The following is a 23845-nucleotide window of genomic DNA, read 5'->3' as shown; positions in this document are numbered from 1 at the left end:
GCAGCTGAACAATATGAAAATATGGAAGTTTGTGAATTTTTGAAAAATTTATGCAAAGGATAATCAATTGAAACTCCTAATTACCGGCGGAGCGGGCTTTATCGGCTCCGCTGTTATTCGCCATATCATCAGAAACACCGAAGATAGTGTGGTTAACGTAGATAAGCTTACATATGCTGGCAATCTTGAATCGCTGGCCGCTGCTAGTGACAACGAACGTTATATCTTTGAGCAGGTAGATATCAACAATCGCGTCGATCTTGATCGCGTTTTTCGTGAGCAGCAGCCGGATGCGGTGATGCATCTTGCAGCAGAAAGCCACGTTGATCGTTCAATCGACGGCCCGGCGGATTTCATCGAAACTAATATTGTCGGAACTTACACTTTACTAGAGGCCGCGCGTTACTATTGGCAAGGGTTAGGTCACGAAAGACAACAAGTCTTCCGTTTCCACCATATTAGTACCGATGAAGTCTACGGCGATCTCCCGCATCCCGCCGACACTACGAACTCTGCACACTATCTGTTCACTGAAACGACCCCTTACGCCCCTAGTAGCCCCTATAGCGCAAGCAAAGCCAGTTCAGATCACTTAGTTCGAGCTTGGCGCAGAACCTATGGCCTGCCGACACTAATTACCAACTGTTCTAACAATTATGGCCCTTATCACTTTCCTGAAAAGCTGATTCCGTTGATGATTCTTAACGCTTTAGAAGGAAAGCCGTTGCCGGTATATGGCAAAGGGGATCAGATACGCGATTGGCTTTATGTCGAAGATCATGCCCGTGCGCTTTATAAAGTTATTACTGAAGGGAAAGTCGGTGAGACATATAATATTGGCGGTAATAATGAAAAACAAAACATTGAAGTTGTTCTTTCTCTGTGCGATATCCTTCAGGAGTTGTATCCGCAGTCGACGCCATACCGTGAGCTGATTAACTATGTCCCTGATCGCCCCGGCCACGATATGCGCTATGCAATTGATGCCAGCAAGATCCAGAAAGAGCTGGGGTGGCAGCCACAAGAAACATTCGATACTGGTATTAGAAAAACTGTGCAGTGGTACTTGGACCATCTTGATTGGTGTAAGCGAGTCCAAGATGGGAGCTACCAGAGAGAGCGCATGGGTTTCAACAAATGAAAATCTTACTACTAGGCAAAACAGGTCAAGTTGGCTTTGAACTACATAGAAGTCTCTCTTCTTTGGGCACTGTCATCGCCCCAGGCAGGGCAGAGTTGGACTTACATAAGGAACACGCAGTAGCCAACTACCTAGCCTATACAAAACCGAGTATGATCGTAAATGCCGCCGCTTGGACAGCTGTAGACGCTGCCGAGGGTAAAAAAAATGAAGCTGAGCGTTTGAATACCGGTCTACCTGCACAATTGGCCCAATACGCTGCCGCTAACAGCGCCCGTCTGTTTCACTACAGCAGTGATTATGTTTACCCTGGCAATGGCGAAATGCCATGGAAAGAAAACAGCGACACTGGCCCCTTGAGCCACTACGGTAAAACCAAACTCAAGGGCGATGAAGCTATTGAGCAGAGTAGCGCGGACTACGTTATCTTCCGCACAAGCTGGGTCTACAGCGCAAGGGGTAGCAACTTCATGAAAACCATGTTGCGTTTGGCTAAGAGCAAATCCGAGCTTAGCATCGTGGCAGACCAGATAGGTGCTCCAACGCCAGCAAGACTGATCGCCCAGGTAACCACTCTGGCTATCCACCGACAGCTTCGAAAAGGCTTATACCATCTGGTTCCCAAAGGTGAAACCAGTTGGTACGGCTTTGCCCAGGAAATCTTCCTCCTGGCACAAAAAAACGGCGAACAACTAACCATAAGCCCCGATAACGTCTACCCCATCCCAACCAGCGACTACCCCACACCAGCAACTCGGCCGCTGAACTCGCGGATGGAGGCAACCAAACTGGAAACCGCCCTTAGCATTCAGTTGCCAGACTGGCAAAGCCAACTGGAACTGACCTTGTGCGAATACCTGGAGAAATAGATGAAAGGCATCATTCTGGCCGGCGGTTCCGGCACCCGTTTGTACCCCATTACCCGAGGCATCTCTAAGCAGCTTCTACCTGTGTACGACAAACCCATGATCTACTACCCGCTTTCTGTTCTCATGCTTGCAGGAATAAGGGACATTCTCGTCATCACCACTCCCGAAGACCAAGATGGCTTCCAACGCCTGCTAAGTAACGGTAGTCAATGGGGTATTAATCTTACTTATGCAGCGCAACCCAGCCCGGATGGACTGGCACAGGCTTTTATCATCGGTGAAAAATTCATCGGCGGCGACAGCGTATGTTTGGTACTTGGGGACAACATCTACTACGGTCAGGGCCTTAGCAGGATGCTTCAAGCTGCCGCCACCCGTGATAAAGGCGCTACCGTATTCGGTTATCAGGTAAATGACCCAGAGCGTTTCGGTGTGGTGGAATTTGATGACAATCTGCGGGCCATTTCCATTGAAGAAAAACCGGCCAATCCGAAATCTGATTATGCTGTTACCGGGCTCTATTTTTACGACAATGACGTAGTAGATATAGCAAAACAGGTAGAACCCTCAGAACGTGGTGAACTTGAAATTACCAGCATCAACCAGGCTTACCTAGAACGTGGTGACCTCAATGTTGAATTGCTCGGCCGCGGCTTTGCTTGGCTCGATACCGGTACGTTTGACTCCTTGCATGACGCCGCTAGCTTTATCGAAACCCTGGAAAAGCGGCAAGGCCTGAAGATCGCTTGCCTAGAAGAAGTAGCTTACCGCATGGGCTTTATCGGTGAAAAAGAGCTGTTGGCTGAGGCTGAAAAACTCAAAAAGAACAGCTACGGCACCTATCTGAAGAAGCTGGCTAAAACTGCTAATAAGCGAGCACTATGAAAATTATCGAGACCAGAATTCCAGATGTAAAAATCATCGAACCAAAGGTGTTCGGAGACGAACGCGGTTTCTTTATGGAAACCTGGAACGAAAAGGCCTTCCGCGAAGCTGGTATAAACGCCACCTTTGTGCAGGACAATCACAGCCGTTCGGTTAAAAACACCCTGCGCGGCCTGCACTATCAAGTCAAACAGCCCCAAGGAAAACTGGTACGAGTAACTCGTGGCGAAGTGCTCGACGTGGTTGTAGACTTGCGGCTGGAATCGCCTACCTTTGGTCGGTGGGTCGGGGAATATCTTTCTGAAGATAACAACCTTATGCTGTGGGTCCCTCCGAGGTTTGCACATGGTTTTTTGGTAGTAAGCGACGAGGCTGATTTTCAATACAAGTGCACAGATTTCTATGCGCCGGAGTATGAGCGTTCGATAGTTTGGGATGATCCTGATATTAGTATTGAATGGGGTGTGTCTGAAGTGGATAAATTACGACTTTCTGCGAAAGATATGATGGGACAAAGCTTTGACGCAGCTAAAACTGAATTGTTAATTTCTTCTTGACGATTTTGAAAGCTCCCTTTTTATTTCAACTTAAGCGTAAAATGCTATGAAATTATTATTGGTTTCCCATTCATCTGGCCTCTATGGCGCTGAAAAGTCTCTTTTAACCGTTGCAAAAGGGCTGGTCAATTCTGGTCATGATGTAAGCGTTGTTATACCGAGTAATGGAAAACTTAAAGTTAAATTAGATGAAGGTGGTATACCGGTTATCGTCTGGAAGTATTATGGTTGGTTAGGAAAAAGGCATAGAGCTCTAAAGGGTTTCTATAGATTGGTTTTTAATTTTTTTTCATGCCTTTTTTTTTGCTTGGTTAATAGGGTGAAGGTTGATGTTGTTTATACGAATACAGTCACTACTCCATTTGGAGTTTTTTATTCTTTTTTTAAGAGGAAAAAGCATGTTTGGCATGTCCGAGAGTTTGTCCATGAAGATATGGGAGCAGAATTTGATCTGCCAAAGAAAATGACTTCTCGTCTTTATTTTATTAATCACTGTTACTCTATATTTAATTCTAGTGCTGTTTCTAAAAAATTTAATCAATACTTTGGCTTTCATAGTTCATCGGTAATTTACAATGCGATAGAAGGAATAGAAAAGCGAGTATGCGTTGAACCGCGTAATCTTGAACGAAAGAGAGCTAATAAGATACTTATGGTATCAAGTTTGCACGAAGGTAAAGGTCATTTGGATGCGCTGAATGCCTTGACGAGTCTTCTGAAGACCTACCCGGATTTACTGTTAACAATAGTTGGTAGCGGTAATTATGATTACACAGAAAAATTAATAAATTTCGTTAGCGAAAATGGATTAGAGTGTAATGTTGACTTCAAAGGTTATGTTGATAATCCTATTGAGCTGATGGTCGAAAATGACATTTTTCTAATGTGTTCCAGAAATGAGGCTTTCGGAAGAGTAACACTTGAAGCTATGTCTGTTGGCTGCCCTGTTATTGGGGCAAATAGCGGTGGAACCCCAGAAATATTGGGCTATGGTAAATACGGTGTTTTGTATAATCAGTATGATGTGGAAGACCTGTCTCAGAAAGTGATTAGCTTGCTAGAGAGCCAAGAAGAAAAGGAAAGGCTGACTCAAATCGGGCCATTACGAGCAAAGGATTTCTCATGCAAAGTTATGATTGATAAAATCAATTATGTTTTGACTCGGTTTGATTCTAATTTGTAATTTCTGGTGATGATCTATAAATTGTTCTACGACAGAGTAGCAACAATAAGAGCGCCAATTCACATTGTATTGCCCTTGCTGTATAATGTTATTTGAGTCTGAATTGCTGACGCGATGATACTGGAGTTTGTATAGAGAGTTATGTGATTTTATATTAGGGAAGGTCTGATAAAAGTTGTCACGTATTAAGGAGTTTTTTGGATTGATTTATGCACTGGATCAGGTAAAGAGTCAGAAGATGTCAATTAAGCTATGGCTATTTTTGCTACAGGCGTTCTTAATCTTGATGCTCGTTCTGCCGACCTCTTTTCAAGCTTCGCGTGGTGCTGTCTTGATTTTAATTACCTGTGTTGCCAGTATTCTGGCTTTTCAAAAATGGCGCATTAATCGCGACATTATTTTTATTTGGTTTTTAACCATAGTTGTGGGCTTGTTTGGTGTTTTCTGGGGGGTTATTAACTCGGCTCCAGGCGCTTTAAGAGTTGCAACAGTTTATCTGATATGGCCTATACTTTATCTTCTTTTTATCGGTTTGGCTCATGAAGAAAGAGTGATTAAAGCTATAGAGTCTGCGTTGTTGCTAGGGATAGCTATTGCTACTTCTATGTCGCTTATAGTGATGTTGTCTGGCCTACTTGGTTATGGTGCTTTTGTTTTTCCACTACTAGAATTTCAAGATGCAGGTTTTGGCAACTACGGAGGCATTATAGAGTTTCGTATCTATAGCTTGACTACTGTGATGTATGGGTTCCCCTTTGTGCTTTCGTATATATTAGTTCGTAGGCGAGAGCTTTATGGCCTTAAAAAAATTGGCATTTATCTATTGTTACTTGCTATCGTGATGGCAGCACTCGGTTCAGGTAGGCGGGGATTCTGGTTGGTGATGTTGTTAACACCATTCATTATATTGCCTTTTTTGCAACTGTCTTTATGTAGACTGAATCCTGTGCCTTTTTTGTCGCTAACATTTAAATCTGCCATCGTTGCTTCATTTGCCATTGGGGCGGCTATTGTGGCGATTGGTCTAAACCCTTTGGTTTTGATAGAAAACTTCATTTCAGCGTTTCAGGGGCAGGAAATATCTAGTGGTGTTCGATTCTCCCAAGCAGAATCACTATGGCAAAAATTTACTGAGTCACCATTCGTCGGCCATGGGCTTGGAAGTACTGCTGATGTGGTGAGCTCCCCTTCTACGCCTTGGGCCTATGAGCTTTCTTACCTAGCGCTGCTTATGAATGTGGGTCTGGTTGGTTTTCTGGTTTACTCTGCCGCGGTGATTTGGGTCACGCTGAAAGGTATTGAGCTATCTCGTAAAAATGTAGAGTTCGCCAAGCTCTTTGTTCCTCTTATTGTGGCTCTTTTTGCGTTTTTAATCATGAATGCTACCAATCCCTACCTCGCAAAGTTTGACTACCTTTGGGTTATCTTTCTCCCCGTCGCTCTTATAAACGCCTATTTAACTAAACGGCCCAAAAATGATTGATATAGTCATCGTAAACTGGAACTCAGGCCATCAGTTAAAAGAATGTGTGGATTCCGTTATCATCCACAATAATGGCGAGGTCTCGCAAATTATTGTGGTAGATAACGGCTCTACAGATGATTCAGCTAATGCGATTGAAGCCCTGCCTTATGTGGACGTTATTCGTACGGGCCAAAACCTTGGCTTCGGTGCTGCCTGTAACCTCGGAGCAAAAACCGGGAAATCTCCCTATATACTTTTTCTTAACCCAGACACACTCCTGGAGGCAGATTCTATATCCGTACCTTTGGCTTATATGGAGCGGCGTGAAAACGAAAAAATTGGCATTTGTGGTATTCAATTGGTCGATGAGCAAGGCAAGGTAAACCACACTTGTGCTCATTATCCGACATTGCGCCGATTAGTATCTTCTGCCTTGGGCTTGGATAAATTGCCTAGTTTGAAAGGCTCCGGGGTCCATATGAAAGACTGGGATCACCTCAGTTCGTGTGCTGTTGACCATGTGATGGGTGCATTTTATCTAATTCGGCGTGAAGTTTTTGAGCAAGTGGGTGGATTTGATGAGCGATTTTTTGTGTACTTAGAAGATGTCGATCTCTCAAAGGTTGTGAAAGATAACGGTTGGTACTGCTGGTATTTAAAAGAAGCAAAGGCCTTCCACGCTGGAGGCGGCACTTCCCGTCAGGTAAAAGCAAATCGCCTTTTCTACTCATTGCGGAGTCGATTGCTCTATGCTTTTAAACATTTTCCCCGTTGGCAAGCTTGGCTTTTAGTGACAGTGACGAATGTGGTTGAGCCTTTTACGCGCTCGACCTGGTGCTTGCTACGTGGTGATATCGCTGGCGTTAAACATACTTGGGCTGCTTATCGTATGCTTTGGTTGTCCATGGTACACATTCTTCGAGGTGATGGGCGGTATAACCCATGAAAGTGTTGCTGCTCTCTCGGTACGGGGTTCTTGGTGCTAGTTCCCGCGTTCGTTTTTTACAATATTTGCCGTATTTTTATTCGCAGGGTTTAGAGATAACGATTAAGCCCTTGTTGTCAGATACCTATCTGCAGAACCTTTATAATGGAGGTTCCCGCTGGCGAGAAGTGCTTAAAGGCTACACAACCCGCATTTTTGCATTGCTAAGCGCTAGGCGTTTTGATGTTATCATTATTGAAAAAGAGCTCTTTCCGTTTATGCCAGCCATTGCTGAGCGCTTCCTGAGGCTCATAGGTGTATCTTATATAGTGGATTACGATGATGCTTTGTTTCACCGTTATGATTGTCACTCCAATCCTTGGATCAGGAGGCTACTTGGAAAAAAGATTGATTCCGTTATGCGTCAGGCTAGTTGTGTAATTGCGGGCAATAACTACCTTGCTGAGCGTGCGCGTCGCGTCGGTGCAAGACGTGTCGAAATCATTCCTACCGTGGTAGACGCTGAACGTTATCATCCAAAACAGAAATCAGGCATAAAGATGCCTATCATCGGCTGGATTGGCACCCCTCAAACCAGTCGTTATCTGCAACCATTGTTGCCGGTACTTGAGTCCATAAAGAGTGAAGTACCTTTGCGTTTCGTGGCTATTGGGGCAAATCCAGAGGATTTTGAAGGGACGTTGGTAGAAACATGGCCATGGTCCGAGGATACAGAGGTTGAATCGTTACAACAGTTTGATGTTGGAGTCATGCCATTGATGGACTCACCTTGGGAACGTGGTAAGTGTGGGTATAAGCTGATTCAATATATGGCATGTGGGGTGCCAGTTGTGGCTTCTCCGGTAGGAGTTAATGTCGAGATTGTGAAGCCCGGAGAAAATGGGTTACTAGCTAGCTCTATTGAAGAGTGGGGGCATGCACTGAGGCAGCTTCTTCAGGAAGAACCATCAATGCGCAAGCAAATGGGGGCGGCAGGGCATGCACTGGTGAAAGATAGGTATTCACTGCAGGCTCAGGCACCGAAGCTCCTAAAAATAATTTATGAAGCAGCCTAAGAGCTATAACCTCAATTTCTGTATTGGTGAATTCAGTTTGACAAGAGAATCGGAACGCATACTTTTTGTCGTAAATACCCCGTCTTTTTTTCTTTCACATCGCTTGCCTATTGCTGTTGCCGCAAAAGCTGCGGGGTACGACGTGCATGTTGCCTCGGCGGCTGGAAAGGTAGTAAAGAAAATTCAGGATGCCGGTTTTAAACATCATACTATCGCATTTGCTCGAAGTGGCCAAAATCCGTTGGTTGAGTTCAAGACCTTAATGCAGCTGGTTAAGTTGTTTCATCGGGAAAAGCCTGATCTAGTGCACCTCGTCACTATTAAACCAGTGCTATATGGTGGTTTGGCGGCTCGCATTACCAGAATTAAATGTGTGGTGTCTGCGGTTTCTGGTCTCGGTACAGTCTTTGTGGCGGATTTGGTGACGGCCAAATTGCGCAGGTGGTTAGTCACTCGTCTCTACACATTGGCTTTCAACCAAAAGCGACTTGCGGTTATTTTCCAGAACCCTGATGACCGTGACACTTTGCTTGCAACTGGCACTTTGCAGATGACTGAAACACGGATGATTCGCGGTTCCGGCGTTGCCTTGTCTGATTACCCCTATCTCCCGGAACCAGAAGGTAAAACGGTTGTGGTTATGGCTGCGCGTTTATTGAGAGATAAAGGCGTATTTGAGTTCGTTGGTGCGGCGAATATTCTTCGTGAGCGCGGTGTAGAAGTAGATATGAGGTTAATAGGTTCCTCAGATCCCGGAAACCCGACCAGTGTGACCGATACGGAGCTAGAGCGCTGGGAAGAAGAGGGAGTGGTCACGCTTATGGGCTATCGCACAGACATCGCTCATCAGTATGCTTCTGCCAACGTTGTGTGTTTGCCATCTTATTATGGCGAAGGCCTACCTAAATGCCTGGTTGAGGCAGCTGCTTGTGGTCGCGCTGTTGTGGCAACAAACCACCCGGGGTGCCGAGATGCAATTCGGCCTGATGAATCCGGACTTTTAGTACCGATAAAAAATAAAGTTGCACTAGCCGATGCTATTCAACAGTTGGTTGAGTCTCCGGAGTTGAGGCAGCGCATGGGCGAAGCGGGCAGGGTACTGGCGGAAGAGGTCTTTGCTATTGAGAAAGTTGTGGATCAGCACCTGCGGATTTATGAGGAGTTGCTAGATGACGCGCACAAACAGGTATAAATCCAAGTGAATATCTTATTAACCGGGGCTACAGGATTTGTAGGTAAGCGGCTTGTTGATCAGATCAATGACCAGGGAGTCCATGTGCTTACTTGTGCAGTGAGGCGTTCAGGCTCTGCTAAATATGGGCATGAAGTTCTGGTTGATGGTCTTCATGCAGATACGGACTGGTCCAGTGCTTTGAGTGGTCAGCCGGAAGTGGTCATTCATGCTGCCGCTCGCGCGCATGTCATGAAAGATGAAGTGCCAGACCCGTTGGCAGAGTACCGCAAGGTTAATGTAGAAGGTACTCTTCATCTTGCCCTCCAGGCTGCGAAGGCGGGAGTATCTCGTTTTATTTATATCAGTTCTATCAAGGTTAACGGTGAACAGACTCCGAAGAGCAAACCATTCACCGTTGAGAATGTGCCAACACCTCAAGATCCCTATGGTGTTTCCAAGCTGGAAGCTGAGAACGGTTTGCTTGAGATTGCTTCTGAAACAGAGATGGAGGTTGTCATCATTCGCGCCCCTCTAGTGTATGGGCCAGGGGTGAAAGGGAACTTTGCCAGTATGATCAAGTTAGTTGAGAAAGGGCTGCCGCTGCCCTTGGGTGCCATTCACAACAAGCGTTCACTGGTGGCTTTGGACAATCTGGTTGATTTAATCATTACATGCGTTGATCACCCCGCTGCCGCCAATCAGGTGTTCCTTGCCGGTGATGGTCAGGATGTGTCTACTACAGAATTATTTTGCGGCGTTGCCCAGGCAATGGGTAAGCCCGCCTGCTTGATTCCTGTGCATGCGGGTATTTTGATGTTTGGTGCTCGCCTGTTGGGTAAGCAAACCGTTGCGCAACGTTTGCTAGGTTCCTTACAGGTGGATATTTCTAAAACACGTAAGATATTGGGCTGGGAGCCGCCGTTGACGGTGGAAGAAGGGCTGCGACGTTGTTTTGTTTCGGAGAATGAATGTTGATTCGGTTATTTGATTTTTTCTTTTCGTTGCTTGGCTTACTATTCGGTTTCCCTGTGTTGTTAGCTCTGATGGTTATTGGTTTTTTTGATACTGGCTCTCCGGTTTTCTGCCAGGAGCGTGTAGGGCGTAACAAAAGGGCGTTCACGCTGGTGAAGTTTCGCACCATGAAGAAGGATACCGCCTCGGTGGCTAGCCATTTGGCGAGTGCCAATGCGATAACCCCTTTTGGGCGTTTCCTGCGACGTACCAAGCTGGATGAGTTGCCTCAGTTATGGAATGTGCTGAAAGGTGAAATGAGCCTAGTGGGGCCACGACCTTGCTTGTTTAACCAGGAGGAGCTAATTGCCGAGCGTGAACAGCGTGGTGTTCTGGCTGCACGCCCGGGTATTACTGGCCTAGCGCAAATCAACGATATTGATATGTCTACTCCTCAATTGTTGGCCGAGACCGACCAAAAGATGCTGGAGAGTCTCACTACAAAAGGCTACTTCACGTATATCATTCAAACCGTTCTAGGCAAGGGTAAGGGCGACAGGATCCGTTAGAACTATCAAGCAAGGAAAAATTGATTTATGAAACTCCTTATCACCGGTATGGCTGGCTTCATTGGCCACGCGGTGGCCAGACGTCTTTCAGGTCAAGGACACGAAATCGTCGGAATCGATAATCTTAATGACTATTACGATGTCGCACTTAAGCAGGCACGGTTAGCAGATCTGAAAGCGTGTAGTGATGTTCGTTTCATAAGACTTGACTTGGCTGATCGAGTGGGAATGGAGTCGCTTTTTTCCGATGAGCGTTTTGACCGAGTAATCCACCTGGCCGCGCAGGCAGGCGTACGTTATTCGTTGGATAACCCCCATGCTTACGCTGAGTCCAACCTGGTTGGCCATCTTAATGTGTTAGAGGGTTGCCGCCGTCAACGGGTGGAACATTTGATTTATGCTTCATCTAGCTCTGTATACGGCATGAACGATAAGGTCCCGTTTGCGACTCATGATGCGGTGGATCACCCCATTAGCCTGTATGCAGCTGCCAAAAAAGCCAATGAGCTGATGTCGCACACGTATTCTCACTTATATGGGTTGCCCACTACCGGCCTGCGTTTTTTTACTGTGTACGGTCCGTGGGGGCGTCCGGACATGGCACCTTTTAAGTTTACTCAGGCTTTGTTAGCAGGTGAGTCAATTCAGGTGAATAATTATGGCGATATGCAGCGTGACTTTACTTATATCGACGACATCGTTGAGGGCGTGGTTCGCGTTTTAGAGTTGGTGCCACAGCCAGGTAGCAGTACGGCATCACCCGATACGAGTACAGCACCCTATGCACTTTATAACATTGGCAATGGCCGCCCAGTAGCATTGATGGATTTTATCCGTGCTATTGAGAGAGCTACCGGCTGTGAAGCGAAGTGTGACTTCCGCGCCATGCAACCGGGTGATGTGCCGCGGACTTGGGCTGATACCGAGGCACTGTTTGAAGCTACAAACTATAGGCCGCAAGTCGGCATCGACGAAGGTGTTGCGCGCTTTGTCAACTGGTATCGAGATTTCTACAAAATTTAAGCTGTAACGTAAGGAAGCAAGATGAAAATTGCCATTGCTGGCACTGGCTATGTAGGTCTTTCCAACGCCATGCTGCTTGCTCAGCATAATGATGTCATCGCTCTCGATATCGTGCCTGAAAAAGTCGCGCTTCTGAACGATAGACACTCGCCCATCCAAGATAACGAAGTTAGTCAGTTTCTGGCTAACCGCGACCTGAATTTTACTGCCACGCTGGACAAAGTGGCCGCGTATCGTCATGCAGATTTTGTCATTATCGCCACGCCGACGGATTACGACCCAGCAACCAATTATTTCAACACCCAAAGCGTGGAAACCGTGATTCAGGATGTTATTGAGATCAACCCCGATGCAGTCATGGTGATTAAGTCCACGGTGCCGGTGGGCTACACCGCTGAGGCGAGCAAGCGTTTTGGGACGCAGAACCTGATTTTCTCACCTGAGTTTCTTCGCGAAGGCAAGGCACTATACGACAACCTTCATCCCTCCCGCATCATCGTTGGTGAGCGCTCTGAACGGGCTGAGACGTTTGCGAGTTTACTCAAGCAAGGAGCTATCGAAAAAGACGTGCCAGTGCTATTCGCAAATAGCACCGAGGCTGAGGCAATCAAACTGTTCGCCAATACGTATCTCGCCATGCGCGTGGCCTACTTCAACGAATTGGATAGCTATGCAGAGAGCCACGGGCTTGATGCCCGGCAGATCATTGAAGGGGTAGGGCTTGATCCGCGTATAGGCAAGCACTACAACAATCCGAGCTTCGGCTACGGCGGTTATTGCTTGCCTAAAGATACCAAGCAGCTGCTGGCGAACTACGATGAAGTTCCCAACAATATGATCCAAGCGATCGTCGATGCCAATCGCACGCGTAAGGATTTTGTCGCCGAGCAAATCATTAAGCGCCAACCTAAGGTCGTGGGTGTTTATCGCCTGATCATGAAAACCGGCTCAGACAACTTCCGCGCTAGTGCTATGCAAGGGGTGATGAAACGCGTCAAAGCGAAAGGCATTGAGGTGGTGGTATTTGAACCGGCATTGGAAGACGACACCTTTTTTGGTTCGCGTGTGTTGCGAGACCTTGACGCTTTCAAGGCCGAGGCTGATGTCATCCTTTCGAATCGGATGGTGCCGGAACTCGAAGATGTGAGAAGTAAGGTCTATACTCGCGACTTGTTTGGCACCGACTAAGCCCGAGCGGAAGGATCCCGTATGACGAAATCAGGACACTTGCACCGTTCCATCGCCGGGCTCAGCCGTGGTAAAAAACGCTTCATCATGGTAGCTGCTGATCTGGTGGCCTTGCCGTTGGCGCTGTGGTCGGCTTACGCGCTGCGTTTAGCTGAATGGTGGCCAGAGCGCTACATTGAACCTTTCTGGTGGCTGTTTTTGATTGTGCCGCCGGTTGGCGTTTTCGTGTTTGCGCGGCTAGGGCTTTATCGCGCCGTTGTCCGTTTTATGGGGCCCCAGGCCCTTTGGGCGGTGGTCAAAGGGTCGCTGCTGATGGCGATGCTGATGTATGCGGCGGCTTATTTCTACCAGTGGCAACAGTTTCCTCGTTCGGTACCGATTAACTTTGCGTTGGTTACCCTGGTGTATGTTGGTGGTACTCGCCTGATTGTGCGAAGTTATTATCACTGGCTGATTAAACATTATACCGAGAAGGAGCCCGTTGCCATTTACGGAGCGGGTGGGGCTGGGGCGCAACTGGCACTGGCTCTTTCCAGCGGGCGCGAGTTCTACGTTGCCGCCTTCATGGATGATGATTCGGCGCTTTGGGGGAGTACCATCAAGGGTGTGAAGGTTTATAACCCTTCCAACTTTAAGGAGTTAGTCGAGCGGTTGGGTATCAAGCGGGTACTGCTTGCCATGCCGACCGCCACCAAGGCGCAGCGTAAACATGCGTTGGATCAATTGGCCGATTTCCCCGTTCGGGTGCAAACCGTGCCCTCCATGCCAGAGATCATTTCGGGTACGGCGAACGTTGATCAGCTTCGCGAGGTTGAGCTTGAGGATTTGTTGGGCCGCGATCCTGTTCCCCCCCAGCAAAAGTTGATTGATGCCAGTATTCGCGAAAAAGTGGTAATGATCACCGGTGCGGGTGGTTCCATCGGCAGCGAAATGTGCCGCCAGGTAATGCGCGGTAAGCCCAAGGCGGTGATTCTTTTTGAAGTCAGTGAGTTTGGTCTTTACGCCATTGAGCAAGAGCTTGAAACGCTGCGCATCGAGATGGGCGAGGCGTTCCCCATCGTGCCTTTACTGGGGAATGTGTGTGATCGTAATCGTGTAGAGGCGGTTATTCGTCATTATGGGGTGCAGACGCTCTATCATTCTGCGGCTTACAAGCATGTGCCGATTGTGGAAAATAATGTGCTCGAAGGTGTGCGTAATAATGTGCATGGAACCCAGGTCGTTGCCGAAAGTGCTGCCAAGCTAAGTGTTGAACGTTGCGTCTTGATTTCTACCGATAAAGCCGTGCGCCCCACTAATGTGATGGGGGCGACCAAGCGAATGGCCGAACTGGTATTGCAGGACTTAGCCACACGCTATGCCTTGAAGGATAATCACCGCACCATCTTCTCCATGGTCCGCTTTGGTAATGTACTGGGTTCCAGTGGCTCAGTCGTGCCCTTGTTTCGGCGCCAGATCGAGCAGGGCGGCCCCATCACTGTTACACATCCGGAGATCACTCGCTATTTCATGACCATCCCCGAGGCGGCGTTGCTGGTGATTCAGGCGGGCTCCATGGCGGAAGGTGGAGATGTGTTCGTGCTGGATATGGGCGACTCGGTGAAAATTGTCGACTTGGCAAAGCGGATGATTCAGCTGACGGGCCTTGAGGTGAAAGATGCCGACAACCCCGATGGCGATATAGAGGTCGTCTTCAGTGGCCTACGACCCGGTGAGAAGCTCTATGAGGAGCTATTGATTGGCGACAACGTAGCGGGAACCTTACACCCCAAGATACTGCGTGCCCATGAAGAAATTCTTCCGCGACATGAGTTATCCGCACTTTTGAAAGAGCTGGTTGAGGCGGAGCAAAATCTTGATAGCCACCGCGCCTGCGCAGTGCTAAAGCGGGGGGTCAGCGGCTTCGCTCATAGCGGTGATGTATGCGATCTTTTGCCCAATTATCAGCACATCGTTCATAAAGCTGAGGCTGAGGCTGAGGCTGAGGCTGAGGCCAGGCCTGCTAGGCATTAAGTTTTTAAATAGCTGATCGCTCAACAAGTTGAGCTCTTACGAGACCCGCTTTATCGGGGCTTCGTGGGAGCCAGCCTTGTTGGGCGATTTTGTTTTTGGCGGGATGATTTTTGGTCGTCAAATTCATTGAGCTCCTTCGGGGCGGTTTTTGTTTTTGTGTGATACGTTTCTTATGTAGTGATTGTTGATAAGGAGGTACGCATGGAGGCATGGCCAGAGATTCGTCATCACGGTGGGGCGGGTGGGGTCACCGGTAGCTGTCATCAGTTGATCGCGAGCAGTGAGCACTCGCTACTCGTGGACTGTGGGTTGTTCCAGGGGGAAGACGCCGAGGAAGATAGCCTGGCGCAGCTTGAGGTGGGGTTTGATATCAGCACGGTGAAAGCGCTGGTGATTACTCACGTCCATATTGATCATGTGGGCCGTTTACCGTACTTGCTGGCGGCGGGTTTCAAGGGACCGATTCTATGTTCCGAGCCTTCTGCCGTGCTGCTGCCGCTGGTGATTGAGGATGCCCTGAAGATTGGCTTTACCCGCAATGCGCGGTTGATCGAGCAGTTTCAGGCCCGGTTACAAACGCAGTTGGTGCCGATTCCTTACGGGCAATGGCACTCGGTGGTGGAGGACGATGCGCTGACCATGCGGGTGAAGCTCAAGCGGGCAGGGCATATTCTGGGCTCCAGCTACGTGGAAGTGGCGCTGAACGATACCGCCCAGGGCAACAAGAAGCGGGTGGTGTTTTCCGGCGATTTGGGTGCACCGCATACGCCGCTGCTGCCTGCGCCGAAGTCGCCCTATCAGGCGGATCTGCTGGTGTTGGAGTCCACCTACGGTAACCGCAACCATGAAGGCCGCCTGGCGCGTGGCCAGGCGTTGAAAGCCTCCATAGAGCAAGCGCTGACTAACCGGGGAACGGTGGTCATTCCGGCATTTAGCATTGGCCGCACCCAGGAATTGCTGTACGAGCTGGAAACCATCATGCATGGGGCTTCACCCGATTCCGACTGGCGCTCGTTGGAGGTGATTGTCGATTCGCCGTTGGCGGCGCGCTTTACCCAGGTGTACCGTTCGTTAAAACCGTTTTGGGATGCCGAGGCCCAGCGCCGTTTGCGTTCTGGGCGGCACCCGTTGAGTTTTGAGAACGTGTACACGGTGGATGACCACACCACCCACGAGCAAACCGTCCGTTACCTGGCCGAGAGCGGTCGACCGGCGGTGGTGATTGCTGCCAGCGGTATGTGCGCAGGCGGGCGCGTGGTGAATTACCTCAAGGCAATGCTCGGCGATCCCCGCCATCAGGTGCTGTTTGTGGGCTACCAGGGCGCTGGTACGCCAGGGCGGGATGTTCAGCGCTACGGGCCGGAGGGCGGTTGGGTCGAGCTTGATGGCGAGCGCATTGACATTCTTGCAGGCATTACCACCATCAGCGGGTACTCAGCCCACGCCGGGCAGCGCGATTTGCTCAACTTTATCAAACGCATGCGCCGCTGGCCGCGTGAGGTGCGCTTGGTGCACGGCGATGGCCACGCCCGCCGTAAATTGAAAGGTGCCATTGAGGCCATGGCCCGAAAAGCCGGTCGGCAGGTGCATGTCGTCTTGCCTTCGGTGTATGAATGACCTGGCTGAACTGAGCTGCTTTCCTACGCCATGCCGAGCGAAAAGCTCAATCCGCACTTTGTGATGTGAGGACATTGGAATGCCTCCAGCGCGATAGCGCCGAAGGCAGGATAGAGTCCGAGGGGGAGTCCATTCTTATCTTGACCACCGATGCTTGAAAACGCGTTTCCCACTCTCGAGTTGCCAGCGCCAAATATGAGTGACTATCCCTCCTAGCACAATATTATGCACATAGACGCCCGAACTGAAGGAGCTGTAGGATTCAAACTGATTGACCGTTAACCAATAGACAAAAAAGGCAACGGCAAACAGTGCTAAATCATTCGGTATTACCCCGCCTTTCCAGGCCAACCATGTTCCTCGGCCTACCCAAAACGCAAGGGCTGCTATGACGCAGATGCCCAAGAGCCCATAGGCTACCCATACTTCAAGAAAGTAGTTATGCAGGTGGCCAAATCGCTCTTTAATTTCCGTTGGGAGCCAAGGGGTATGGTCCATCACCAACCCACGCCCTTCACTTCCCCAGCCGACCAGGGGACGTTCCTCGATCCACTCTAGAGCGGCGCGCCAGCTATGAATGCGAATGCCGATACTCGAGTAGGGTATGGCGCTAACGTCGCCCTCTATTATTTTTTCCACCACAGGACTTTCTTGGGACAGCCGATGCTTGAAGGTACCTTGAAAAAGGATGGACACTGCTAATAAAACCATCAGCAAGCCAATGACAACGATCATCAGCTGCCTAGCTAAGTGTGCGGGGTTGTGTTTCGTGCGTAACAGCGCCCGAATCAACCACAGTGCTACCGCTAACGGCAGGGCAAGCGTTAAACCCAGCCAAACGGCCCGGGTCTGGCCGATGGAAATGCCGGTCAGGCAGATACCGATCAGCACCAGTGATACCGTTATTCTCCAGGGAACGAATCGACCCTGTACCCGGCTGAAGCGCGGAGTAAATACGATGAGCCCTAGCAGTGCCGCTCCAAACAGCATGGAGCCGTGCTGGGCGTTACGGTAGCCCAAGTCAGCCCGTTTTCCCTGCAAACCTGCCTGCCATTCTTCAAGCCCGTTGCCAAATGCCAACGTAGCTATTAGCCAGCCTATAAAGGCCAAGCCCCATATCAGCAGGGTGTTGCGGGTACTGCCGCCCAGAAACCAGGCGATGGCGATGAAGATAAACAGCTTGGCTAGTCGGTCCAGTTTGGGGTTGCTTGCTGCCCATTCTGGGTGGTGCGATACCGCCAGGCTCCAGGAAATTGTTTGAACGACTAGCGCCGCCAATAGTAGCCACAGCGGCCCGCTGTTGCGAATATTTCGCCCATACGCCAGCACCGCACCCAGGCCGAGAAGAGCGCAAAGCGTCTCGGCCGGGCTGCCGACCGAAGGCATTAGAACGGCGAACCCTGCGTAAAGCACAAGGGTCAATACGCCTGACCACCAAAGAATGTCAGGGCTTTTCCAGGCGGGGTCTCGCTCCCAGATATTACTGAACCTCATGCTGTATTCCCTTCATGATCGAGCTACTAGATACCCATTTGTCGTTAACCATTAAGCTTGCAAGGTCCCTTGAAATCGTTAATTAAATTGATCACGAGGTTCAGCACGCCAGCCAGTGGCATTTTGAAGGTCGTCATCGCTTAGTCCGGCTTATTATGAGGGCTTCTTTGTCGTCCCTTAGAAATGGTTTTTAAACGCTCAACTGGGATAACGACGGGTGTACCGAGTAAGGGGGCATCAAGAAGTTTGCTTGTTGTCATCTAGATTTGAAGAAATGTAACCGGAAGGCATTTTGTGTTTCTGCCTTGCACCATTCCTCCTCCCTCATCCCCTGTCTGGCTGCAAGGACCAATTCGATGTGGGCTTTCTATCGCTTATTAGAGGTTGTCGGCAGACCTGTTCGTATCCTATTGGTCGGGCAATTAAAAAGGGCGCTAGGATACCAGAATTTACACTGGCGTCAGCCAAATTCATCATGGGATTGCCTGAGATGGGGTAATTTTGTGTGCAAAGTGCTTGCCAGTGGTTTTCCCAGCAGCTCATATCCAGCAGCTCATATCGAGCAGGTCTTACTCGGCACTGTGGCTTGTGTCGATGCCAATTGCATTATTGATCTGTTGGCTCCATTCGCTACGCGCCCCATCACCCATGATTCTGTGGTACGGTTTTTTGACGCTCAAGGTTGAGTATGCCCGCGCCTTCTTCCTGGTAGGCCTCGGCCTTGAACTAGGTGTAGTCCGTCACCAGGCTTGCGACGAGGTAGTCATTGGGCGTTAAGCGAGAGTACTTGTTGACTGATTCTCGTCAGCCGATTGATGCCGACCTGAATACTCGTGTGCCATCGGCCCGACGTAATGGGTGAAGTGAGCTTGAATCCAAGACGACAGGAAATGATTAAAAAGTAGGCCATTTAACCCGCTCCAATAGGTTGTTAGAAGTGCTACAGCTCGGATGCGATACCGCCTGAAGTGCTATGAGAAATCCGTGCTAGCACCAAAGGTGGCTGTTAGTTAGAATATAAAAAATATTTTATTAGCTATCTAAGCCCCAGCCCTGTCTATGGCACAGGCCTGTTAAAATAATGTCTTATCTCTCGGATTAAGGTGTCGTGGATTATGAAGTACGTGTTATTTCGATCTCGCTTATCTATTACTAGTGGAGCGGGACAATTAATCAAGCTTCAGGCTCATGAGTTAAAGAAGCAAAATCACGCCTGCCAAGTTTATTGTGAGAAGAAACGTTTTAAGTTTTTTCTTTCAACTGGCTTGTGGGCTCGTAAAACACGTCTAAAATCCAATATTTTAGTCTTGCCAGATAAAGATTCATTTATAATTGATCATTCGGGCGTTGTGAAAAATGCAGACGTGAATTTTGTTCATAACGTGGGGCAAGGTCGGGCACAGTTGACTGAAGAAAATCTTGCTAATGACCTAACTGATAATGCGATAGCTGATACTAAAAGTCATGTAATTGCCAATTCATTTTTAGTTAAAAAAGTACTCAGGAATGAGGGGGTTGCAGAAGAACGCATCAGTGTTGTTTATCCGTCTTATGATAAAGAAAGATTTAATGTTGATAAAAGGATTGTTTTTCGAGAAGATGCACGCAAAAAATTAGGCGTGGCGCCTGATATAAAGCTGATTGGTTACATAACTTCTGGTAACTTTAAAAAACGCGGTTTAGATTTATTTCTAGATATCTGTGGGCAATTGCCTCAATCCGAATACGCTTTTTTTCTGCTAGGTGGTGATAGTATACCAGATGAGTACCAGTCCCATGAGCTTGTTCGGAGCGGTCAATTGATCCATAAGCCCAAATGCAGTCATCCTGAATTTTGGCTCAGTGCGTTGGACTTGTTTGTTTACCCAGCGCGCTTTGAGGAATTTGGAATGGTGATTCCTGAGGCCCTAGCAATGGGGATTCCGGTAGTGACATCCCGCTTGGTCGGTGCTAGTGAGATCTTATTAGATGACTATCAACAATTTTTGATGGAAACGCCAGCATTGACACCCTTCGTTGAGACAATTAAACGATTAATGAGTGATCAAGGCTGTTACCAAAAGTTACAGCAATGTGGCTTTGAAAGTTTGCGCTATACTGATCAGGATTATTCCCAAAGAACTCTTTCAGTGATTGGGTCACTGAGGCCGTTATCAGAATCATAAGTACCATGAGTGCTGAGGTTATATTCAATAGAGCTATATTATGTCAATTGCTTGAAGGTGAGGCGTAGAAGGCATTGTAGTCAATTTACTAGATGTTTTTTGCGAATCAGGGCGATGAGCGGCCTTGATCAGGAATACGCCTAATTCATCGGGAGTCCTAAAAACGAGATGGCGAGTATTTCTCTCTTTTACGATCATGGTGTTACCGCCAGAATATGACTCAAGAGGGTTACTCGCCATAGGTGAAAGATTGCCAGCCCGATCAGCATCATGAAACATTGATCTTCTGCAAAAAGGCAGAAGTAATTCTTGCCGGAGAAAAGCGTTCCAGCCAACGTTCATCAATAGGGTAGCCGTCAGCGTCAAGAATGCCATCAACACGGGCTGCTAACGCCTCTGGTGTCATTTCACACAGGTAAGCTTCCAACTCACCGGTCATGATATCACGTACCCCACCTGGGCAATCGACTGAAACAATGGGAGTTTGGCAGGCCAGCGCTTCGAACAGTACGATACCAAGCCCTTCATGTGCCGAGCTCAGAATAAATAAACGAGCATGGTGCATCCATGGGTAAGGATTTAATTGGCGGCCCGCAAAAATAACGTTCTCAGCAATTCCAAGCTCAATGGAAAGCGCCTCAAGTTCTTTGCGTAATGGCCCCTCGCCGACAATCACAAGCGGGAGGGTTGTTTTCATTTTGGCATACGCCCTCAGCAAGAGGTCATGGTTCTTTTGCGGTACTAAACGGGCCACGTTGAGTAAATAAGGGAAATTGGGTCGCTCCGGGAAGTCATCTTTCATGGCCTGCTGGATGGCGGCCAAAGGGCATGGATTTGTGATGGTTCTCAATGATAAAGGCTCTACCTTTAGCGCCTGCATTGTCGTCGCTATTTGTTTTTCGACCCCGTGAGAAACGGTAATTAGATGTTTATTATGAAATAGGCAGCGTGCTTTCAGTTGTTCCAGCCAGGCATCGTGGCCTAAGGTTGGCTTGACGATATTTTCCAGAACGTAACAGGCGCGCGTGTCCTGGAAAGACCAAACTGTTTCGAAGGTACCGATACCGCGAAAGATAATCCGGTCAAAAGCGCCGTATTGGCGCTCCAGGCGGCGTATTTCGCGTTGAAACAGTTTTCCGCCCCACCAGCCAGATAATAAAAAATAGCTTTTGCGTAGCATGCTATTGAGCAGGCGTGCGGCGATCTCGATGACGCCGCCTATACCTGATGTCCACATGGCACGTGAAAGCTCGAAATGATGAACATTGACGCGTTCATTGCTCGGTTCCAACTGGGGTGGGCGCGACTTGAAATACATCAAGTGGCTCTCATGTCCCTGTTCTGCAAAGCTGTCTGCAAGGTTCACCGCTACTCGTTCCATCCCACCAATTTTTAACGTACGAACGACAATCAATACCTTCATGAAGGTGAATCCTTTTGGTGTAGCGGAGGTTGCATAATAGGGTTGTATTAGGAGTGACTGACCACAGTGCCGGTTTTCGATCAGTACAGTGTGTGTCTCGGATATAGCAGTACAGATGTGAAAGATATCCTTGAGAACAGGTGCCAGGGCGTTAGCAAGTCATCAGGCTGAGAGCGGCAGTTGCAAGTGCTATCTGCTAGCGTGCCCTAGAGCCAACTTACAAGAAACAAGCCCGCATAAGGTGTTGTGATGATAAAATCAATGTTGGTCAACGGGTTATGTTACTTAATGAATCACTAGAATGGTTAGGTATGCCTGGAATATTATCCGCCTGATTACCTGCTTGCAACCGTGTTTCTGGTGTTCAGCAAGGATTGCTTCACAGGCCGTGTCGCAACGAGTTAAGTGGGCTATGGCGTAATTTCTGATATTTTAGTTCGGATTTCTCATACACTTCAGTCAGTACCGCACCCAGGCCGTTAAAAGCATACTGGAAGGGGTTAAATGGCCTACTTTTTAACCATTTCCCGTCGTTCAGACACACTTCCACCTTCCCCTCATTACGTCGGGCCGAGGCGCACTAGCAGTCAGATCTTCACCAACCGCTTATAGGGCGGTTAAAAAGCATTATCCGCATCTGTACAAGCACCAGGCCTCACTTGAAACGGCTGTTCGCGACCCGCGGATCGTACACTTTATCGGCGCTGTTAAACCGTGGCACCCAACATGTGTTCATCCGTTCCAGGAAGACTTCATCGCTTATTCAAGCCATACCCCATGGCCCATCGATAGAAAGACATTGATGTCGTCATTATCTTGGCCTGAGCGTATGCGTCGGGTGCTCAAGCAGCCCAAGGTTCGACGACGTCGTCGGCTGACGGCCTCCTAGTTGCTGCGCTGAGCTCAATCTGTAAGCGGCAAGGTGGCTGTTGTCTGAATGGCGCACGGCATTGGCCCATACCCGAGCCTATCAGGAAAACCACCACCGCCAGGATGCTGCGCAGGTTATCCCCACCGCAATTGACGCCAGCGGGCTTCGCAGGCCAATGGCCACCGCCCCGGCGGCCACGGCCGCAAGCCGCGCGCCACCGTCGCCATGCACGATCATGGGCGTTATCACGGCAATCAGTACCGAACTCGACATGGCATCGACGAAGCGCCGCACCAGGGGGCTTAAAGGCACGGTGGCCATGATCAACAGGCCCAGGACCCTGGAGCCGTAGGCGATCAGGGCCATTAATGAGATCGCCAATAACGATTGCCAGATTTGCAGCGAACTCATGAGCTGGCGCCCCTGAACCAGCGACCGGGCAACAGCACGGCGACCACTCCCCCCGTCAGGGCGCCTACCATCACGTGCAGATAGGGGGGCAGCCACCAGTACGCCATCATGGCGCTGATGGCGGCCGCCAGCCAGGGGATGGCCATGATCGCCTGGGGCTTTCCTCCTACCACGATCATGAGCAGAAAGCAGAGCATGATCACGTCAAGACCGAACCGTTCTGGCTCGGTGATCCCGCCACCAAAGACCAGCCCGATGGCGGTGCCTACCACCCAAGCGCTCCATAGCGCGATCCCTCCCCCCAGCAGAACGCCCAGGTTACGCTCACCCCGGTGATATTCCCCCAGGGCCATGGCCCAGTTCGAGTCGGTGAGCAGGATCACCATGGCGAATTGCTGACGTCGCGGTAGTGGTTTGAGCCAGGGGTAGAGCGCTGCACTCATCAGCATATGCCGGGTATGGATGGCCAGGGTGATCGCGGCCAACGCCAGCAGGGGCAGGGGCGAGTGCCACAGCTCCAGGGCCGCAAACTGCGAGGGGGCGGCAAACACAAAAAGGCTCATCAGCATCGCTTCCCAGTCGGCCAGCCCCTGATGCACGGCCGCGACGCCGAATGCCAAGCCAAACGCCACCGTGAAAGCGGCCAGCGGCAGCATCAGGCGTATCCCTTTCCAGGTGCCCGTTCTATCGAGCCGAGTCGGGTTTTCCTTTGAATTCATCGCGTAACCTTTCTCAAAACGGCAGGTCATGATAAAAACAAACAGACCTGCTTGTTTTTTTGTTTCTTGAAGTCTACCTTGAATAACGTGCACTCGCCAATCCGCTAGGTGCCGCCTTATATACAG

At 49.2% G+C, this 23845-nt stretch carries 20 protein-coding genes; 16 read left to right on the top strand and 4 right to left on the bottom strand.

The features are described from left to right. Positions 1–67: 67 nt before the first annotated feature. From rfbB to ADS46_RS02705, 15 genes are all read left to right on the top strand, one after another. Complete coding sequence (gene rfbB / locus ADS46_RS02775) at positions 68–1141, top strand: dTDP-glucose 4,6-dehydratase (RefSeq protein ID WP_066316003.1); 1074 nt, start codon at positions 68–70, stop codon at positions 1139–1141. After that, positions 1138–2010, top strand: coding sequence for a dTDP-4-dehydrorhamnose reductase (gene rfbD / locus ADS46_RS02770; RefSeq protein WP_066316001.1), 873 nt, complete (start codon positions 1138–1140; stop codon positions 2008–2010). Before rfbB ends, rfbD begins: the two co-directional genes overlap by 4 nt. Beyond that, on the top strand, positions 2011–2895 hold the full coding sequence (gene rfbA / locus ADS46_RS02765; RefSeq protein WP_066315999.1) for a glucose-1-phosphate thymidylyltransferase RfbA: 885 nt from the start codon (positions 2011–2013) through the stop codon (positions 2893–2895). Beyond that, positions 2892–3452: a dTDP-4-dehydrorhamnose 3,5-epimerase gene (gene rfbC / locus ADS46_RS02760; RefSeq protein ID WP_066315997.1), complete on the top strand. Its 561-nt coding sequence runs from the start codon at positions 2892–2894 to the stop codon at positions 3450–3452. The genes rfbA and rfbC overlap by 4 nt, the downstream gene beginning before the upstream one ends. A 46-nt stretch (positions 3453–3498) precedes the next feature. Further along, positions 3499–4635 (top strand): glycosyltransferase family 4 protein, encoded by a 1137-nt coding sequence (locus ADS46_RS18370; protein WP_082925947.1) that lies wholly within the window; start codon positions 3499–3501, stop codon positions 4633–4635. A 238-nt stretch (positions 4636–4873) separates the two neighbouring features. Continuing rightward, positions 4874–6118 carry an O-antigen ligase family protein gene (locus tag ADS46_RS02750; protein ID WP_156524459.1) on the top strand — a complete coding sequence of 415 codons (1245 nt, stop codon included), beginning with the start codon at positions 4874–4876 and terminating at the stop codon, positions 6116–6118. Next, positions 6111–7046, top strand: a complete 936-nt coding sequence (locus tag ADS46_RS18365) for a glycosyltransferase family 2 protein (protein WP_082925946.1) — start codon at positions 6111–6113, stop codon at positions 7044–7046. Before ADS46_RS02750 ends, ADS46_RS18365 begins: the two co-directional genes overlap by 8 nt. Next, complete coding sequence (locus ADS46_RS02740) at positions 7043–8101, top strand: glycosyltransferase family 4 protein (RefSeq protein WP_066315988.1); 1059 nt, start codon at positions 7043–7045, stop codon at positions 8099–8101. Before ADS46_RS18365 ends, ADS46_RS02740 begins: the two co-directional genes overlap by 4 nt. Further along, the gene (locus ADS46_RS02735) at positions 8088–9293 is read left to right on the top strand and encodes a glycosyltransferase family 4 protein (RefSeq protein ID WP_082925945.1); all 1206 of its coding nucleotides are present in this window, start codon (positions 8088–8090) and stop codon (positions 9291–9293) included. The genes ADS46_RS02740 and ADS46_RS02735 overlap by 14 nt, the downstream gene beginning before the upstream one ends. A gap of 6 nt (positions 9294–9299) precedes the next feature. Further along, the gene (locus tag ADS46_RS02730) at positions 9300–10250 is read left to right on the top strand and encodes a UDP-glucose 4-epimerase family protein (RefSeq protein ID WP_066315986.1); all 951 of its coding nucleotides are present in this window, start codon (positions 9300–9302) and stop codon (positions 10248–10250) included. Then, a complete protein-coding gene (locus ADS46_RS02725; protein WP_066316057.1) occupies positions 10247–10795 on the top strand; it encodes a sugar transferase in 549 nt (182 codons plus the stop codon). Before ADS46_RS02730 ends, ADS46_RS02725 begins: the two co-directional genes overlap by 4 nt. A 27-nt stretch (positions 10796–10822) precedes the next feature. After that, a complete protein-coding gene (locus tag ADS46_RS02720; RefSeq protein ID WP_066315984.1) occupies positions 10823–11818 on the top strand; it encodes an NAD-dependent epimerase in 996 nt (331 codons plus the stop codon). 21 nt (positions 11819–11839) lie between these two features. Beyond that, positions 11840–13006 (top strand): nucleotide sugar dehydrogenase, encoded by a 1167-nt coding sequence (locus ADS46_RS02715; RefSeq protein WP_066315982.1) that lies wholly within the window; start codon positions 11840–11842, stop codon positions 13004–13006. A 21-nt stretch (positions 13007–13027) separates the two neighbouring features. Further along, positions 13028–15019 carry a polysaccharide biosynthesis protein gene (locus tag ADS46_RS02710; protein ID WP_066315979.1) on the top strand — a complete coding sequence of 664 codons (1992 nt, stop codon included), beginning with the start codon at positions 13028–13030 and terminating at the stop codon, positions 15017–15019. 201 nt (positions 15020–15220) lie between these two features. Beyond that, positions 15221–16636: an MBL fold metallo-hydrolase gene (locus ADS46_RS02705; RefSeq protein ID WP_082925944.1), complete on the top strand. Its 1416-nt coding sequence runs from the start codon at positions 15221–15223 to the stop codon at positions 16634–16636. A gap of 135 nt (positions 16637–16771) precedes the next feature. Here the strand turns inward: ADS46_RS02705 and ADS46_RS02700 are convergent, their stop codons facing one another. Continuing rightward, positions 16772–18130, bottom strand: a complete 1359-nt coding sequence (locus ADS46_RS02700) for an O-antigen ligase family protein (protein WP_082925943.1) — start codon at positions 18128–18130, stop codon at positions 16772–16774. Between the two features lie 1115 nt (positions 18131–19245). On the opposite strand from ADS46_RS02700, the gene ADS46_RS02695 reads away from it, so the two are divergent. Continuing rightward, positions 19246–20295 (top strand): glycosyltransferase family 4 protein, encoded by a 1050-nt coding sequence (locus tag ADS46_RS02695; protein ID WP_066315973.1) that lies wholly within the window; start codon positions 19246–19248, stop codon positions 20293–20295. Positions 20296–20563: 268 nt separating this feature from the next. On the opposite strand, the gene ADS46_RS02690 is transcribed toward ADS46_RS02695, so the two are convergent. From ADS46_RS02690 to ADS46_RS02680, 3 genes are all read right to left on the bottom strand, one after another. Further along, a complete protein-coding gene (locus ADS46_RS02690) occupies positions 20564–21718 on the bottom strand; it encodes a glycosyltransferase (RefSeq protein ID WP_066315970.1) in 1155 nt (384 codons plus the stop codon). Between the two features lie 970 nt (positions 21719–22688). Beyond that, on the bottom strand, positions 22689–23000 hold the full coding sequence (locus ADS46_RS02685) for an AzlD family protein (protein WP_066315964.1): 312 nt from the start codon (positions 22998–23000) through the stop codon (positions 22689–22691). After that, a complete protein-coding gene (locus ADS46_RS02680; protein WP_066315962.1) occupies positions 22997–23719 on the bottom strand; it encodes an AzlC family ABC transporter permease in 723 nt (240 codons plus the stop codon). Before ADS46_RS02680 ends, ADS46_RS02685 begins: the two co-directional genes overlap by 4 nt. Positions 23720–23845: the final 126 nt, after the last annotated feature.

Origin of the sequence: Halomonas sp. G11 (genome assembly GCF_001663515.1) — a bacterium.
Classification (GTDB): domain Bacteria; phylum Pseudomonadota; class Gammaproteobacteria; order Pseudomonadales; family Halomonadaceae; genus Vreelandella.
Note: the sequence above shows the minus strand (reverse complement) of the source record. Positions and strands in the feature narration are given on the sequence as shown.

Excerpts from the sequence above, each read along its gene's own strand:
- ADS46_RS02685 (WP_066315964.1), bottom strand. The coding sequence starts at position 23,000 with ATGAGTTCGCTGCAAATCTGGCAATCGTTATTGGCGATCTCATTAATG.
- ADS46_RS02680 (WP_066315962.1), bottom strand. The coding sequence starts at position 23,719 with ATGAATTCAAAGGAAAACCCGACTCGGCTCGATAGAACGGGCACCTGG.
- rfbC (WP_066315997.1), top strand. The coding sequence starts at position 2,892 with ATGAAAATTATCGAGACCAGAATTCCAGATGTAAAAATCATCGAACCA.
- ADS46_RS02735 (WP_082925945.1), top strand. The coding sequence starts at position 8,088 with ATGAAGCAGCCTAAGAGCTATAACCTCAATTTCTGTATTGGTGAATTC.
- ADS46_RS02710 (WP_066315979.1), top strand. The coding sequence starts at position 13,028 with ATGACGAAATCAGGACACTTGCACCGTTCCATCGCCGGGCTCAGCCGT.
- rfbD (WP_066316001.1), top strand. The coding sequence starts at position 1,138 with ATGAAAATCTTACTACTAGGCAAAACAGGTCAAGTTGGCTTTGAACTA.
- ADS46_RS02690 (WP_066315970.1), bottom strand. The coding sequence starts at position 21,718 with ATGAAGGTATTGATTGTCGTTCGTACGTTAAAAATTGGTGGGATGGAA.
- ADS46_RS02695 (WP_066315973.1), top strand. The coding sequence starts at position 19,246 with ATGAAGTACGTGTTATTTCGATCTCGCTTATCTATTACTAGTGGAGCG.
- ADS46_RS02720 (WP_066315984.1), top strand. The coding sequence starts at position 10,823 with ATGAAACTCCTTATCACCGGTATGGCTGGCTTCATTGGCCACGCGGTG.
- ADS46_RS02750 (WP_156524459.1), top strand. The coding sequence starts at position 4,874 with ATGTCAATTAAGCTATGGCTATTTTTGCTACAGGCGTTCTTAATCTTG.
- ADS46_RS02740 (WP_066315988.1), top strand. The coding sequence starts at position 7,043 with ATGAAAGTGTTGCTGCTCTCTCGGTACGGGGTTCTTGGTGCTAGTTCC.
- ADS46_RS18370 (WP_082925947.1), top strand. The coding sequence starts at position 3,499 with ATGAAATTATTATTGGTTTCCCATTCATCTGGCCTCTATGGCGCTGAA.
- ADS46_RS02715 (WP_066315982.1), top strand. The coding sequence starts at position 11,840 with ATGAAAATTGCCATTGCTGGCACTGGCTATGTAGGTCTTTCCAACGCC.
- ADS46_RS02705 (WP_082925944.1), top strand. The coding sequence starts at position 15,221 with ATGGAGGCATGGCCAGAGATTCGTCATCACGGTGGGGCGGGTGGGGTC.
- ADS46_RS02700 (WP_082925943.1), bottom strand. The coding sequence starts at position 18,130 with ATGAGGTTCAGTAATATCTGGGAGCGAGACCCCGCCTGGAAAAGCCCT.
- ADS46_RS18365 (WP_082925946.1), top strand. The coding sequence starts at position 6,111 with ATGATTGATATAGTCATCGTAAACTGGAACTCAGGCCATCAGTTAAAA.
- rfbA (WP_066315999.1), top strand. The coding sequence starts at position 2,011 with ATGAAAGGCATCATTCTGGCCGGCGGTTCCGGCACCCGTTTGTACCCC.